We start from the raw sequence: 14,564 nt of genomic DNA, 5'->3' as shown, positions 1-14,564 counted from the left end.
GGAGCGAATCGGCCGGGGCGCCACGGTAGGGGCACCCGGTGTCGCGGAGGTGAACAGCCGGTGCCCCGCGCGGACGCGGAGCACCGACGGTCGGCCTAGTGCGCGACCATCGGCCGCGGGCCGTCCGTCTCGGCGGGGCGCTTCACGAAGAAGGCGGCGACGATCGCGGCGGTCGCGATCGAGGCTCCCCAGACGAACGCGGAGTGGATGCCGCCCGCCGTGGCGACGACCTCGTCGACGCCCTCGCGGGCGAGCGCGGCCGACTGCACCGAGAGAACCGTGACGAACAGCGCCGTGCCGGCTGCGCCGCCGAGCTGCTGGACCGTGCCGATGATCGCGCTGCCGTGCGAGTAGAGCGCGGGGCGCACCGAGCCGAGGCCCGCGGTGAACAGCGGAGTGAAGACCAGCGCGAGGCCGAGGCTCAGCACCACGTGCAGGGAGAGGATGAACCAGGAGACCGAGTTCTCGTCGAGCGTCGTGTAGCCCCAGAGCGCACCGGCCACGATGATCGAGCCGGGCACCAGCAGCACCCGCGGGCCGAAGCGGTCGTAGCCGCGGCCGACGAACGGCGCGAGCAGACCCATCAGCAGCCCGCCCGGCAGCAGCAGCAGACCGGTCTCGAGCGGGGTGAGGCCGAGCACGTTCTGCGTGTAGAGCGGGAGCAGGATCAGCGTGCCGAAGAGCGCCGACATGCTCACCGCCATCATCACGATGACCACGGTGAAGTTGCCCGAGGAGAAGGTGCGCAGGTCCAGCAGGGCGCGGTCGGTCTTCTGCAGCAGCAGCTGGCGGACGATGAAGGCGGCGAGCGCGACACCGGCGACGACGAAGGGCACCCAGGGAGCGACGATCGCCTCGCCGCCCTCGCCGAGGCTGCTCAGGCCGTAGACCAGGCCGCCGAAGCCGAAGACCGAGAGGACGACGGAGAGCGAGTCGATCGGGATCTTGCGCGGCTCGGTGACGTTCTCGACCTTGCGGAGGCCCAGGATCAGGGCACCGACGGCGATCGGCAGCACGATCCAGAACATCCAGCGCCAGCTGAGGAAGTTGAGGATGACGCCCGAGATCGTCGGCCCGACGGCGGGTGCGACCGAGATGACGATCGAGATGTTGCCCATCATCCGGCCGCGGATCGCCGGCGGCACGAGGGTCATCACGGTGGTCATCAGCAGCGGCATCATGATCGCCGTGCCGCCGGCCTGCACGACGCGCGCCGCCAGCAGGACCTCGAAGGTCGGCGCGAGCGCGGCGCTGAGCGTGCCGAGGCTGAAGAGGGTCATCGCGGCGGCGAAGAGCGTGCGGGTGTGCAGCCGCTGGATCAGGTAGCCGGTGATCGGGATGACGACCGCCATCGTCAGCATGAACGCCGTGGACAGCCACTGGCCCACGTGAGCTTCGACACCGAAGTCGCGCATGAGGTCGGGCAGCGCCACGCTCATGATCGTCTCGTTGAGGATGACGACGAAGGCCGAGACCAGCAGCAGGCTGATCACCAGGCGGCTGCGCGGATCGAGCGCCGTCGAGGGCGTGTCGGTCGCGGCGGCGGGCCGGGTCTCGGGAAGGGTGCGCTCGGTCACTGGTGCGTCTCCGGTCGTGAAGGGGATCGTCGTGAGGGGGCGCATCGCCAGGGTGACGTCGATGCGACGGGTGGTACGAGACTCAGAACACTGCCAGGCGCCTCCGACATTCCCGATCGGCCGACATCCGTCGCGCATCCGGCGTGTCGGGAGCGAGGCGAGCGGTGACGCGACGGCGCACCGCCGCCGCGACTGCCTGCTGGTCGAGCAGCCCGCAGGGGCCTGCCGCGACTGCATGCTGGTCGAGCAGCCCCGAAGGGGCATATCGCGATTGCATGCTGGTCGAGCAGCCCCGAAGGGGCGTATCGAGACCCACCGTCCCCAGCACGGCGAGTCTGCAGTCGTCTCGTCTGCTGTCGGTGGATCTCGATACGCCCGCTCTGCGGGCTACTCGATCATCATGAAGGGCGCAGCGACGTCTTCGAGGAGTGCCCGTCACTCGACGGGAACCAGGTCCCCGATCAGGCACCGACCGGTCGAGAGCGGCGCGACGACCGCCCCGAGGTACCTCGGGTCGCCGTCCTCGCCCGAGGCCTTGTGCCGGTACTGACCCACGAGGCAGGAGCCGCCGACCCTCACCGCGACGAAGACCGCATCGGCCCTCTTGTCGGCGGTCGTGATGTCGGCCGTGACCTCCAGACCGGCCCGGTCCACGCCACCGGCGATCAGCGCCCGCGTCAGATCCGCGCCGCTCGGGTCGCTGATCGACGCGACCGACGCGCTGTTGATCGCGTCGAACGCCTCGAGATCGAGAGGCACGGCCTGACCGGGTCCGTCGACGCTCGGGACGGCGCTCGGAGCGGGCGACGGTGGTGCGGATCCGTCGATCGGCGGCAGTCCGAGTGCGCAGCCGCTGAGGACGGCGGTCACGACCGCGAGGACGGTCACGGCCCTGGCGCCGGATCGGGAGGGCGACGGCGTCGGCTCGCGAATCACCATCTGCACACCGACCGCTCGTCCTTCTGCAGGATCGTCGTCGTCCTGGTCCGTAGAGGACCCTAGGCACGATCGACAGCCAGAGCCTTCCCGCCGCAAGAACTCGAGAACATCGGCGCGCGACGTCTGGTCAGTGGGTCGGACCGCACGCACATGCTGGTCGAGCAGCCCCGCAGGGGCGTCTCGAGACCTGCCCCGTCGGTACGTGAGCGCTGAGGGCCCTGCTCCTGACGGTGGTGGATCTCGATACGCCCGCTGCGCGGGCTACTCGATCAGCAGGGAGGAGGTGTGCCTGCTCCGCTCCTCACCAGCAGGGAGGAGGTGCACTCGCGCCGCGCCCTACGCCGGCGCGAGCACCGCCGCGAACGCGTCCGCCGCGGCGTCCGCGTCCGCCGGCGTCGACTCCGCGCCGAAGCTGAAGCGCACCGCCGTCTGCGCGACGGCCGGCTCGAGGCCGAGCGCCAGGAGCGTCGGCGACGGCTCGTCGCGCCCGGCCGCGCAGGCCGAGCCGCTGGACACCACGACGCCGCGCTCCTCCAGAGCGAGCAGGATCGACTCGCCGCTGCGTCCCGGCACGACGAACGACGCGATCGAGGGGAGCCGGTGCTCCGCCGCCCCGAGCGGCACGGCCCGCGGCACCTCCGCCGCCACCCGCGCCGCGAACGCGTCGCGCACCGCCGAGACGCGGGTGCCCCGCGCGGGATCCACGAGCTGCACCGCGGCCCCGAGGGCCACCGCGAACGCCACGTTCTCCGTCCCCGAGCGCCGCGCCCGCTCCTGACCGCCGCCGTGCACGAGCGGCTCGAACGGCACGCGACTGCGCAGCAGCAGCGCCCCCACGCCCTTCGGCGCCCCGAGCTTGTGCCCCGAGATCGACACCGCGTCCGCGCCGAGGCCGGCCAGGTCGATCCAGCCCGCCGCCTGCACCGCGTCCACGTGCAGCGGGATCCGGTGCGGCCGGCAGAGCGCCGCGATCGCCGGCACGTCCTGCAGCGTCCCGATCTCGTTGCTCGCCGCGAGCACCGAGACCAGCGCCGTGTCCGGTCGCAGCAGCGCGGAGAGCGCGTCCAGGTCGAGCCGCCCCTCGCCGTCCACCGGCGCGACCGACACCTCGAAGCCGTGCAGCCGCCGCAGATGATCGGCCGACTCCACCGTGGCCTCGTGCTCGATCGCCGAGATCACGACGTGCCGGGCGCGCCCCGCGGCGAGACCGCCGAGCGCGATGCCCTTGACCGCCGTGTTGATCGACTCCGTCCCGCCCGAGGTGAAGAGGACCTCCGAGCCGCGCCCGCCGAGGAAGCGCGCCACGTGCCGCCGCGCCTCCTCCAGCGCCCGCGCCGCCGACGCGCCCAGCGCATGACTGCTCGACGGGTTGCCGTACTCACCGGTCAGAAACGGCCACATCGCCTCGAGCACCTCGCGGCGCACGGGCGAGGTCGCCGCGTGGTCGAGGTAGATCACGCGGCCGGAGCCTCGATCGCGATGTCGAGGCCGAGATCCAGCGAGCGGACGCTGTGAGTCAGCGCTCCGACGGAGATCACGTCGACGCCCGCCTCGGCGATCGCGCGGACCGTCTCGAGGTTCACCCCGCCGCTCGCCTCGACCACGGCCCGGCCGCCGATCAGCGCGACGCCCTGCGCCAGCTGCTCGGGGGTGAAGTTGTCGAGCATGATCGTGTCGGCGCCGCCGGCGAGGGCGGCGCCGATCTGCTCGAGCCGGTCGACCTCGACCTCGATGTGCGTCGTGTGCGAGACGGCCGCGCGCGCCGCGAGCAGCGCCTCCGTCAGATCGAGTCCGCGCTGGGCGAGGATCGCGAGGTGGTTGTCCTTCGCCAGGATCGCGTCCGAGAGCGAGAAGCGGTGGTTGTGCCCGCCGCCGCTGCGCACCGCGTGCCGCTCGAGGGCGCGCAGTCCCGGCGTGGTCTTCCGGGTGTCGACGATGCGCGCGCGCGTGCCCGCCACGGCCTCGACGTAGCGCGCGGTCAGGGTCGCGATGCCGCTCATCCGCTGCACGAGGTTGAGCGCCACGCGCTCGCCGCGCAGCACCCCGCCGGCCGGTCCGTCGATCCGGGCGAGGACGTCACCGGCCGCGAAGACCGTGCCGTCCGCGGCGACGTCCTGCACACGGATCCGCGAGTCGGCCTGCAGGAACGTGCCGAGCAGCACCGCGCCGCCGCTGAAGACGCCGGGCTCGCGGGCGACGAGGGCCGCCGAGGCGGTCGCATCGGCGGGCAGCAGGGTGTCGGAGGTCAGGTCGCCCCAGGGGGCGTCCTCCTCCAGGGCCAGGGTGACGATGCGCTCGATGCTCTGACGGGTCAGCACGGGACGGCGACCTTTCTCGTACCGGCGACGCGGTAGGCGCTCGCCGAGGGGTGGGGGTGGTCGGTGCGGTGGTGGGCGCCGCGCGACTCGGCGCGGGCCAGGGCGGCGTCGATCAAGGCGAGACCGCAGGCGCGGAGGTTCGCGTCCTCCAGCGTCGCTCTGGTCAGCGGCGCGGGGGAGCCGGCGGCGGCGAGGGCGGCCCGGGCGGCCTCGAGACCGGCGGAGTCGCGGGAGAGACCAGCCCCCGTCCAGAGCGTCTCCTGCAGGAGTGCGCGGTCGAGCGCGAGCGGCACGAGGGCGGAGGGCTCCGGCGCCTCGGACGAGGGCACCGCAGGCGGGCCGTCGAGCGCCGCCGCGACCCGCCGGGCGAACACGACGCCCTCGAGCAGGCTGTTCGACGCCAGCCGGTTCGCGCCGTGCACGCCGGTGCAGGCGACCTCGCCGACGGCGAAGAGCCCGGGGAGGCTGCTCCGCCCGTCGAGGTCGGTGGCGATCCCGCCCATCCAGTAGTGCGCGGCCGGCGTCACGGGGATGAGGTCGTCGGCGAGCGAGAGCCCGCCCGCGCGGCAGGCGGCGGAGATGGTGGGGAAGCGGTGCCCGAGCACGTCCGCGGGAATGGCGCGCGCGTCGAGGTGCACCGGCAGTCCGCCCTGGAGCAGCATCCGGTCGGCGATCGCACGGGCGACCACGTCGCGGGGCGCCAGCTCGGCGTCCGGGTGCACCCCGACCAGGAAGCGCTCACCCGCGGCGTCGCGCAGCACCGCGCCCTCGCCGCGGACGGCCTCCGAGACCAGGAACCCGCCGGCCAGCGCGAGCCAGGTGGGGTGGAACTGGTAGAACTCGAGGTCGGCCGTCTGGGCACCGGCCCGGAGCGCCGCGGCGAGCCCGTCGCCGGTCGCGACCGCGGGGTTCGTGGTGTGCCGGTAGAGCTGCCCGGCGCCGCCGGTCGCGAGGACGACCGCGTCGGCGTCGATCCGCTCGACCCGGCCGTCCCGCAGCACGTCCACGCCGGTCACGGCGGCGCCCGGGCGCACCAGGTCGACCAGCACCGTCTCCTCGAGCACCGTGACGGCGGCGGCGCGAACCGCGGCGACGAGCGCCTCCTCGATCGCGGAGCCGGTCGCGTCGCCGCCGGCGTGCAGGATCCGCGGCCGCGAGTGCGCCCCCTCCAGCCCGCGGGCGAGGTCGTCGCCGTCGCGGTCGAAGCCGACGCCCCACGCCTGCAGCGCGGCGACCGCCGCCGGGCCTTCGGCGCAGAGCACCTCGACGGCCGAGCGCGAGCAGAGCCCGGCGCCCGCGGTCAGTGTGTCCTCGACGTGCAGAGCGACGGAGTCTCCCGCCGCGGTGACGGCGGCGATCCCGCCCTGCGCGGCGCGCGTGCTCGACTCCGCGAGCGCACCCTTGGTGACGAGGACGACCTCGTGCCGGCGCGAGGCCAGCAGGGCGACGACCAGCCCGGCGATCCCGCTGCCGACCACGACGACGCGGGCCATGTCAGAGCCCTGCCACGGGAGCAGGAGCGGGAGCAGGAGCCACCGGACCGGCCGGCGGCACCGCGGCGAGCATCCGCTCGAGCGCCACGCGCGCCTGGTCCTGAACCGACTCGTCGACCGAGATCCGGTTGTGCACCGTCCCCGCGACCAGCCCCTCCAGCACCCACGCGATGTACCCCGGGTGGATCCGGTACATCGTCGAGCACGGGCAGACCACGTCGTCGAGGCAGAAGATCGTGTGCTGCGGGTACTGCACGGCGAGGCGCTGCACCAGGTTGATCTCGGTGCCGATCGCGAAGGTGCTGCCCGCCGGCGCGGCCTGGATCGCCTTGACGATGTAGTCGGTCGAGCCGTACTCGTCCGCCGCGTCGACGACGGCCATCGGGCACTCCGGGTGCACGATCACGCGGACGTCCGGGTGCTGGAGCCGCGCGCGCTCGATCTGCGCGACCGTGAAGCGCTTGTGCACCGAGCAGAAGCCGTGCCAGAGGATGACCTGCGCGTCGAGCAGCGTCGCCTCGTCCGAGCCGCCGCCGGGCTTCCGCGGGTTCCACATCGGCATCCGCTCGAGCGGAACGCCCATCGCCTTCGCGGTGTTGCGGCCGAGGTGCTGGTCCGGGAAGAAGAGGACCCGCTGCCCGCGCGCGAACGCGTCCTCGAGCACGGTGGTCGCGTTCGACGAGGTGCAGACCACGCCGCCGTTCCGTCCGCAGAACGCCTTGAGCGCCGCGGACGAGTTCATGTAGGTCACCGGGATCAGCGGCACCCGGCCGTCGGCGTCCGGCTCGGTGCCGTAGAGCTCGGTCAGCTCGGCCCAGGCGTCCTCGACCGAGTCGATGTCGGCCATGTCCGCCATCGAGCAGCCCGCGGCGAGGTTCGGCAGGATGACCGCCTGGTCCGGCCGGGAGAGGATGTCCGCCGTCTCGGCCATGAAGTGCACGCCGCAGAAGACGATCGCCTCGGCGTCGGGCCGGTTCGCCACCGCCTTCGCGAGCTGGAAGGAGTCGCCGACGAAGTCCGCGTACTGCACCACCTCGTCGCGCTGGTAGAAGTGGCCGAGCACGACGACCCGCTCGCCCAGCGTCTCCTTCGCCGCGAGGATGCGGCGGTGCAGCTCGTCGGCGCTCGCCGCGGTGTACTCGTCGGGGAGGCGGCCCTGGACGGGCGACGCCGCCGGGATCGGGTCCGCCTGCGAGGCGCCGGGTCCGTAGGCGGGGAGGCCGAGGTCGAACGCCCAGGGCGCCTCGGCGAGCTCGGGTGCGCAGGTCGCGCCGGGGGCGGCTCCCCGCTCGATGAGCTGGATGGTGCTGTCGACCGATGTCACGGTGTCTCCTCGATGGTGCGGTTCGGACGGGGGCGGCGGCCGGTGCGGGGCCGGCGGCGGCCTGGTGCGGGCGGCGGCCGGTGCTAGACCGGCAGGGGCCCGTTGTCGACGAGTGCCACGGACCCGTCGTAGCGGTACAGCCGGGGCGGGCGGTGACGGGTGCCCGTCAGCCGCTGCTCGGTCGGCACCACGGTCTTGGAGGCCTCGATCGTCCGGCGGAAGTTCGCCGGGTCGAGGGGCTTCTGCAGGACGGCCTCGTGCACCTCGCGCAGCTGGGCGAGCGTGAAGGTCTCGCCGAGGAAGGCCTGGGCGATCCGGGAGTACTCCATCTTGTTGCGCAGGCGCCAGAGGGCGTAGTCGACGATCAGCCCGTGATCGAAGGCCAGCTCGGGGAGCAGATCGGTGCAGAGCCAGGCGACGTTCTCGTCCACGATCGCCGCGTCGGCCTCGGAGGTGCGCACCAGCGCCCAGTAGACGATCGAGACGACGCGGTGCTCGCCGCGGGAGCGCTCGGTGCCGCCGACGGCGTAGAGCTGCTCGAGGTAGCGCGGGGCGAGGCCCGTCGTCTCGCGGAGGGTGCGGCGCGCCGCCTCGGCGAGGTCCTCGTCCGGCCGGAGCGGGCCGCCGGGCAGCGCCCAGAGCCCCTGATAGGGATCGCGCAGGCGACGGACGACGGGGATCCAGACGGCAGCGGCCCCGGTCTCCGGATGCGGGCGCAGCGCGAAGATCACGGTCGACACCGCGAGCTGCGGCACTGCTGCCTCCACGAGCCCCCCTAAAAGTCACCCTGACCCTAACGACTTCCCCGAGCTTAGTGTCACCCCGACCCGAACACCACCCCGGCACACGCCGTCCTCCCCGCCGCGAGATGCCATTTGCGTACGCGACACGCCGTGAGAAGCGTGCACAAGTGGCATCTCGCGGCGGGGGGACAGGACGCGCACCCGCCCGCTAGGGTGAGCGGACAACCGAATACCGGGCCGCATACGCGACGCGGGAGAGCCGACTCCGGTCGGCACCGAAGGAGCAAGCCTCCCCGCCAATCTCTCAGGTCTTGTACCGCGTCGAACTGGCCACTCTGGAAAGCGATCCGCAGAGGATCCGCCGATGGTGAAAGCGCCCACCCCGCGAGGGACGGCGTGAATCTCTCAGGCACCACGACAGAGGGGGAGTTCCCACGGCACTGCTGTGCCACGCATCACCGACCTGTGCGGGCGCGTGCGCAGCACTGCGACGAAATGGAGAACTCCCATGTCCGAAGAAAACTCCGTCGACGAGAACGCTGTCGAAGGCACCTCCGTCCCGACGACCCCGGCCGAGTCCGGCGCCCCCGAGACCGGCGGCATCGAGATCGACTCGCCCGACGCCACCGCGCCGAGCACCGAGCCCCGCCGCTCGCCGCTGCACGACGTGCACGTCGCCGCCGGCGCCTCCTTCACCGACTTCGCCGGCTGGTGGATGCCCGTCCGCTACACCGGCGACCTCGCCGAGCACCACGCGGTCCGCACCGCGGCGGGCCTCTTCGACCTCTCCCACATGGGCGAGATCCTCGTCGTCGGCCCCGAGGCGGTGGACGCCCTCGACTACGCGCTCGCGAGCGACCTCTCCGCCGTCGCTGTCGGCCGCGCGAAGTACACCCTCCTGCTCGACCGCACCGGCGGCGTGATCGACGACCTCGTCGTCTACCGGACAGGCGAGGACCGCTTCATGGTCGTCGCGAACGCGGCCAACCGCCACGTGGTCGCCGAGCAGCTGCGCGACCGCACCGCGATGTTCGAGTGCGAGCTCTACGACGAGAGCGACGACGTCGCCCTGATCGCGATCCAGGGCCCGCGCTCGCTGGAGATCCTGCAGAACCTGCAGGGCCTCGCGATCGAGGTCGACCGCGGCGAGGAGTCGGTGCTCGACACCGACGACGCCGCCCGCCTGCTCGAGGAGCTGCGCTACTACCGCGCCGTGCCCGCCACCTTCGAGGCGCACCCGATCCTGATCGCTCGCACCGGCTATACGGGCGAGGACGGCTTCGAGATCTACGTCGCCCCCGACACCGCCCCCGCGCTCTGGGAGGCGCTCGCCGAGACGGGCGCGGGCGCGGGCCTCGTCCCCGCCGGGCTCGCCGCGCGCGACACCCTGCGCCTCGAGGCGGGCATGCCGCTCTACGGCCACGAGCTCTCCCGCGACGTCTTCCCCGCGCAGGCCGGCCTCGGCCGCGTCGTCGCCCTCGGCAAGCCGATCGACTTCGTCGGCCGCGCGGCCAGCGAGGAGGGCCCGTCCGGCGACGCCCCCGTGCTGGTCGGCCTGATCGGCGAGGGCCGCCGCGCCGCCCGCGCCGACTACAGCGTGCACGGCCCCGATGACGACGTGATCGGCGTCGTCACCAGCGGCATCCTCTCGCCCACCCTCGGCGTGCCGATCGCGATGGCCTACGTCGCGCCGGCCTCCGCGCAGCCCGGCAGTGTCGTCTCCGTCGACATCCGCGGCAGCCGGCTCCCGATGACCGTCACCGAGCTCCCCTTCTACTCCAGAAAGAAGAACTGACCATGGCCGTTCCCACCGAGCTCCAGTACACCTCCGACCACGAGTGGATCCTGGTCGAGGGCGAGACCGCGACCGTCGGCATCACCGCCTACGCCGCCGACAAGCTCGGCGACGTCGTCTTCGTCGAGCTGCCCGAGGCGGGCACGCGGGTCGAGGGCGGCTCCGTCGTCGGCGAGATCGAGTCGACCAAGTCGGTCGGCGAGCTGTTCGCGCCGGTCGACGGCGAGGTCCTCGAGACCAACACCGCGGTCGTCGACAGCCCCGAGCTGGTCAACGCCGACCCGTTCGGCGACGGCTGGCTGATCAAGGTGCGCTTCGATGCGCTGCCGGACGGCCTGCTCGACGCCGCCGCCTACGACGAGCTGGTGGGCGAGTAGATGGCGGCCCGCACCCCCGGTGAGTTCGAGTCCCGCCACATCGGGACCGACGCCGACGCCCAGCGCACCATGCTCGCCGCCCTCGGCTACGACTCCGTCGACGCGCTGGTCGAGGCCGCCGTCCCCGAGTCGATCCACGTCCGCGACCTCGCACCGGTGCTCCCCGCGCCGGCCACCGAGGCCGAGGCGCTGGCCGAGCTGCGCGCCCTCGCCGCGCGCAACACCCTCCGCCGCCCGCTGATCGGCCTGGGCTACCACGGCACGCTCACCCCGGCCGTGATCAAGCGCAACGTCCTCGAGAACCCGAGCTGGTACACGGCCTACACGCCGTACCAGCCCGAGATCTCCCAGGGCCGGCTCGAGGCGCTGATCAACTTCCAGACGATGGTCGCCGACCTCACCGGTCTCGACACCGCCGGCGCCTCGATGCTCGACGAGGGCACCGCCGTCGTCGAGGCGATGCTGCTGGCGCGCCGCGCCTCCAAGGCGAAGACCGACGTCTTCGTCGTCGACTCCGACGCGCTGCCGCAGACCCTCGCGCTGCTGCGCGGCCGGGCGGAGGCGGTCGGCATCCGCATCGTCGAGCTGCCGCTCTCGCGGACCGACGCGGACGAGCTGCCCGAGTCCTTCGGCGCCCTCGTCCAGTACCCCGGTGCCTCCGGTCACCTCTGGGACCCGTCCGCCGTCCTCGGCGCCGTCAAGGCGCACGGCGGTCTCGCGATCGTCGCGGCCGACCTCCTCGCGCTCACCCTCGTCCGCTCGCCGGGCGAGCTCGGTGCCGACGTCGCCGTGGGCACCACCCAGCGCTTCGGCGTCCCGATGGGCTTCGGCGGACCGCACGCCGGCTACCTCGCCGTCCGCAAGGGCCTCGAGCGCCAGCTCCCCGGCCGCCTCGTCGGCGTCAGCCAGGACGCGGCCGGCAACCCCGCCTACCGGCTCTCGCTGCAGGCGCGCGAGCAGCACATCCGCCGCGAGAAGGCGACGTCGAACATCTGCACCGCGCAGGTCCTGCTCGCCGTGATGGCCGCGATGTACGCGGTCTACCACGGGCCGGACGGCCTCGCCCGGATCGCCGAGCAGGTGCACTCCCGTGCCGCGCTGCTGGCGCGGCTCCTGCTCGACCGCGGCCACGCGCTCCGGCACGCCGATTTCTTCGACACCGTCGCGGTCGTCGTGCCGCAGGGCGCGGAGGCGGCCGTCGCCCGCGCCCGCGAGGCCGGCTTCGACCTGCGCCTCGTCGACGCGGACACCGTCGCGGTCGCCCTCGACGAGACGGTGACCCCGGAGGAGGTCGTGGCGGTCGCCGTCGCGATCGGCGACCTCGACGCCCGGCACGGCGTCCTCGCCGGCGCCGCGCGCAGCATCCCCGGCGCGCTGGAGCGGACCACTCCGTTCCTGGTGCACCCCGTCTTCAACACGCACCGCAGCGAGACCTCGATGATGCGCTACCTCAAGCGCCTCGCCGACGCCGACTACGCGCTGGACCGCGGCATGATCCCCCTGGGCTCCTGCACGATGAAGCTCAACGCCGCCGCCGAGATGGAGGCGGTCAGCTGGCCTGAGTTCGCCGGCCTGCATCCCTTCGCCCCCGAGGCCGACGTCGAGGGCTCCCTCGCCCTGATCGACCAGCTCGAGCGCTGGCTGGCGCACCTCACCGGCTACGACTCCGTCTCGCTGCAGCCCAACGCCGGCTCGCAGGGCGAGCTCGCCGGGCTCCTCGCCATCCGCGGCTACCACCGCTCGCGCGGCGACGAGGCGCGCACCGTCTGCCTCATCCCCTCGAGCGCCCACGGGACGAACGCGGCCAGCGCCGTCCTCGCCGGGATGCGCGTCGTGGTCGTCGCCTGCGACGAGCTCGGCAACGTCGACCTCGACGACCTCCGCGCGAAGATCGCCGAGCACGCCGAGGGCCTCGCCGCCCTGATGATCACCTATCCGTCCACCCACGGGGTCTACGAGCACGAGGTCGCGGAGATCTGCCGGCTCGTGCACGAGGCCGGCGGCCAGGTCTACGTCGACGGCGCGAACCTCAACGCGCTGCTCGGCTTCGCCCGCTTCGGCGACTTCGGCGGTGACGTCTCGCACCTCAACCTGCACAAGACGTTCTGCATCCCGCACGGCGGCGGCGGCCCCGGCGTCGGCCCCGTCGCCGCGAAGGCGCACCTCGCGCCGTTCCTGCCGGGCCACCCGCTCGCGCAGCGGCTCGAGCACTCCGTCGGGCAGCACGGCGAGACCGTCGTCCACGGCGGCGCACCCGTCTCCGCGGCCCCGTACGGCAGCCCGGGCATCCTGCCGATCTCCTGGGCCTACGCCCGGATGATGGGCGAGGAGGGACTGCGCGCCGCCACCGGCGCGGCCGTCCTCTCGGCCAACTACGTCGCCGCCCGCCTGCGCGAGCACTACCCGGTGCTCTACACCGGCGGCAGCGGCCTCGTCGCGCACGAGTGCATCCTCGACATCCGCCCGCTCACCGCGGCGACCGGAGTGACCGTGGACGACGTCGCCAAGCGCCTCGTCGACTACGGCTTCCACGCGCCGACGATGAGCTTCCCCGTGGCGGGCACGCTGATGGTCGAGCCGACCGAGAGCGAGGACCTCGCCGAGATCGACCGCTTCATCGACGCGATGATCGGCATCAAGGCAGAGGCCGACCGCGTCGGCGCGGGGGAGTGGCCGGTGGACGACAACCCGCTGCGGGGCGCCCCGCACACCGCGGAGTGCCTCGTCGACGCGGAGTGGTCGCACCCGTACAGCCGCGAGGAGGCCGTCTACCCGGTCCGCTCGCTGGTCCGCGGCAAGTACTGGCCGCCGGTCCGCCGCGTCGACCAGGCCTACGGCGACCGCAACCTCGTCTGCGCCTGCCCGCCGATCGAGGCCTTCGCCTGATCAGACTGCTCAGCGGTGCACAGCTAAGGCTGGATGGCCCGAAACGCTCGAAAAAGTCGAGTTTCGGGCCATTCAGCCTTAGTTGTGTACGCGGCGCCGCTCCACCTCCATCACCTGCCCGCGCGCGTTCTCCACATCTTTCGCGAGAGTGCCGCACCAGGAGTGTCCGCCGCGCCACCCTCGACGCATGGATCGCCTTCTCACCGCCCTCGCCGAGCAGGGAGGCGTGGCGTCCGCCGCGCAGCTCGCCGCCGCGGGGTGTAGTCGACGCGACCTCGACCGGTCGCTGAGGGACGGGCTGGTTCTCCGCCTGCGGCGGGGCTGGTTCGCGCTTCCGTCCGTTGCGCCCGAGGAACGCGCCGCGGTCGCGGCGGGCGGAGTCCTCTCGTGTGTCTCCGCGCTGGCCGCTCGCGACCTGTGGGTCCTCTCGGAGGGCGCGCTTCACGTAGCTGTTCCGTCGAACGCCGTTCGAACGATTCGACGCGGTGTCGTTCTGCATTGGCGGCAGTGGCCGGGGTGCGGACCCGAGTCCAACTCCCGCGACGGCGTCCGTTCCGCGATCGTGCACGCTGTCATCTGCCTGCCGGAGGAGGAGGCGGTCATGGCCTTGGACTCTGCTGCGTACAACGGAGTGCTGCCGTACGACGACCTGATGGATCTCCGAGCGATGGTCCCTGTCGAGAAGCGTCGAGTCTTCGATCTGGTCGAGCCTCTCTGCCAATCGGGTCTCGAGACGCGCATCAGACTCGCGGCCGTCCGGCTCGGAGCTCGAGTGCGTGCGCAGGTCCCCGTCGAGGGGGTGGGGCACGTGGACAACGTCCTCGGAGACTGCCTCGCCGTCGAGACCGACGGGCGGAGGTTCCACACCGGTTCGACTCAGTTGGAAGAGGACTACCGGAGGAGCCTGGCGTTGCAGGCGCTCGGGTTCGTCGTCGTGCGGCTCTCTTCGAGGCAGGTGCTGCACTCCTGGCCGCAGACGGAGGCCGTTCTGAGACTTCTCGTGCAACGGCGGAAGCATCTGTGGACCAGCACCGAGCGCAATCGGCTCGCCGAGGAGCGCTGATCGTCGACTGCGGTGGCGCGCTCGACAGCAGTGTCGGGGCGTCAGCAGA

11 protein-coding genes and 1 riboswitch are annotated in these 14,564 nt (G+C 72.8%); of the genes, 4 read left to right on the top strand and 7 right to left on the bottom strand.

Annotated elements, in window-relative coordinates; translation table 11 throughout:
* Nucleotides 1-95 precede the first annotated feature (95 nt).
* From EDF43_RS04495 to EDF43_RS04465, 7 genes are all read right to left on the bottom strand, one after another.
* A complete protein-coding gene (locus EDF43_RS04495; RefSeq protein WP_123735304.1) occupies nucleotides 96-1,622 on the bottom strand; it encodes a DHA2 family efflux MFS transporter permease subunit in 1,527 nt (508 codons plus the stop codon).
* 390 nt (nucleotides 1,623-2,012) lie between these two features.
* The gene (locus tag EDF43_RS04490) at nucleotides 2,013-2,516 is read right to left on the bottom strand and encodes a hypothetical protein (RefSeq protein ID WP_165932474.1); all 504 of its coding nucleotides are present in this window, start codon (nucleotides 2,514-2,516) and stop codon (nucleotides 2,013-2,015) included.
* A gap of 336 nt (nucleotides 2,517-2,852) precedes the next feature.
* A complete protein-coding gene (locus EDF43_RS04485; protein ID WP_132435790.1) occupies nucleotides 2,853-3,974 on the bottom strand; it encodes a cysteine desulfurase family protein in 1,122 nt (373 codons plus the stop codon).
* Nucleotides 3,971-4,834 carry a carboxylating nicotinate-nucleotide diphosphorylase gene (gene nadC, locus EDF43_RS04480; protein ID WP_132435789.1) on the bottom strand — a complete coding sequence of 288 codons (864 nt, stop codon included), beginning with the start codon at nucleotides 4,832-4,834 and terminating at the stop codon, nucleotides 3,971-3,973. Before nadC ends, EDF43_RS04485 begins: the two co-directional genes overlap by 4 nt.
* Nucleotides 4,828-6,327, bottom strand: coding sequence for an L-aspartate oxidase (nadB, locus tag EDF43_RS04475; RefSeq protein WP_132435788.1), 1,500 nt, complete (start codon nucleotides 6,325-6,327; stop codon nucleotides 4,828-4,830). The genes nadC and nadB overlap by 7 nt, the downstream gene beginning before the upstream one ends.
* A gap of 1 nt (nucleotide 6,328) precedes the next feature.
* A complete protein-coding gene (nadA, locus tag EDF43_RS04470; protein WP_132435787.1) occupies nucleotides 6,329-7,651 on the bottom strand; it encodes a quinolinate synthase NadA in 1,323 nt (440 codons plus the stop codon).
* Between the two features lie 83 nt (nucleotides 7,652-7,734).
* Nucleotides 7,735-8,418: an NUDIX domain-containing protein gene (locus tag EDF43_RS04465; protein ID WP_132435786.1), complete on the bottom strand. Its 684-nt coding sequence runs from the start codon at nucleotides 8,416-8,418 to the stop codon at nucleotides 7,735-7,737.
* A gap of 217 nt (nucleotides 8,419-8,635) precedes the next feature.
* Nucleotides 8,636-8,723, top strand: a riboswitch (glycine riboswitch).
* Between the two features lie 179 nt (nucleotides 8,724-8,902).
* On the opposite strand from EDF43_RS04465, the gene gcvT reads away from it, so the two are divergent.
* From gcvT to EDF43_RS04445, 4 genes are all read left to right on the top strand, one after another.
* Nucleotides 8,903-10,189: a glycine cleavage system aminomethyltransferase GcvT gene (gene gcvT, locus EDF43_RS04460; protein WP_132435785.1), complete on the top strand. Its 1,287-nt coding sequence runs from the start codon at nucleotides 8,903-8,905 to the stop codon at nucleotides 10,187-10,189.
* 2 nt (nucleotides 10,190-10,191) lie between these two features.
* Nucleotides 10,192-10,566 (top strand): glycine cleavage system protein GcvH, encoded by a 375-nt coding sequence (gcvH, locus tag EDF43_RS04455; RefSeq protein WP_123445441.1) that lies wholly within the window; start codon nucleotides 10,192-10,194, stop codon nucleotides 10,564-10,566.
* Entirely contained in the window at nucleotides 10,567-13,452 is a 2,886-nt protein-coding gene (gene gcvP, locus EDF43_RS04450; protein ID WP_132435784.1) for an aminomethyl-transferring glycine dehydrogenase, read from the top strand. It abuts the gene before it with no gap.
* Between the two features lie 187 nt (nucleotides 13,453-13,639).
* Complete coding sequence (locus EDF43_RS04445; protein ID WP_132435783.1) at nucleotides 13,640-14,515, top strand: type IV toxin-antitoxin system AbiEi family antitoxin domain-containing protein; 876 nt, start codon at nucleotides 13,640-13,642, stop codon at nucleotides 14,513-14,515.
* The last annotated feature ends 49 nt before the right edge of the window (nucleotides 14,516-14,564 follow it).

Source organism: Rathayibacter sp. PhB179 (assembly GCF_004345345.1).
Classification (GTDB): domain Bacteria; phylum Actinomycetota; class Actinomycetes; order Actinomycetales; family Microbacteriaceae; genus Rathayibacter; species Rathayibacter festucae.
Note: the sequence above shows the minus strand (reverse complement) of the source record. Positions and strands in the feature narration are given on the sequence as shown.

Excerpts from the sequence above, each read along its gene's own strand:
- EDF43_RS04495 (WP_123735304.1), bottom strand. The coding sequence starts at position 1,622 with ATGCGCCCCCTCACGACGATCCCCTTCACGACCGGAGACGCACCAGTG.
- EDF43_RS04490 (WP_165932474.1), bottom strand. The coding sequence starts at position 2,516 with ATGGTGATTCGCGAGCCGACGCCGTCGCCCTCCCGATCCGGCGCCAGG.
- nadB (WP_132435788.1), bottom strand. The coding sequence starts at position 6,327 with ATGGCCCGCGTCGTCGTGGTCGGCAGCGGGATCGCCGGGCTGGTCGTC.
- gcvT (WP_132435785.1), top strand. The coding sequence starts at position 8,903 with ATGTCCGAAGAAAACTCCGTCGACGAGAACGCTGTCGAAGGCACCTCC.
- gcvH (WP_123445441.1), top strand. The coding sequence starts at position 10,192 with ATGGCCGTTCCCACCGAGCTCCAGTACACCTCCGACCACGAGTGGATC.
- gcvP (WP_132435784.1), top strand. The coding sequence starts at position 10,567 with ATGGCGGCCCGCACCCCCGGTGAGTTCGAGTCCCGCCACATCGGGACC.
- EDF43_RS04445 (WP_132435783.1), top strand. The coding sequence starts at position 13,640 with ATGGATCGCCTTCTCACCGCCCTCGCCGAGCAGGGAGGCGTGGCGTCC.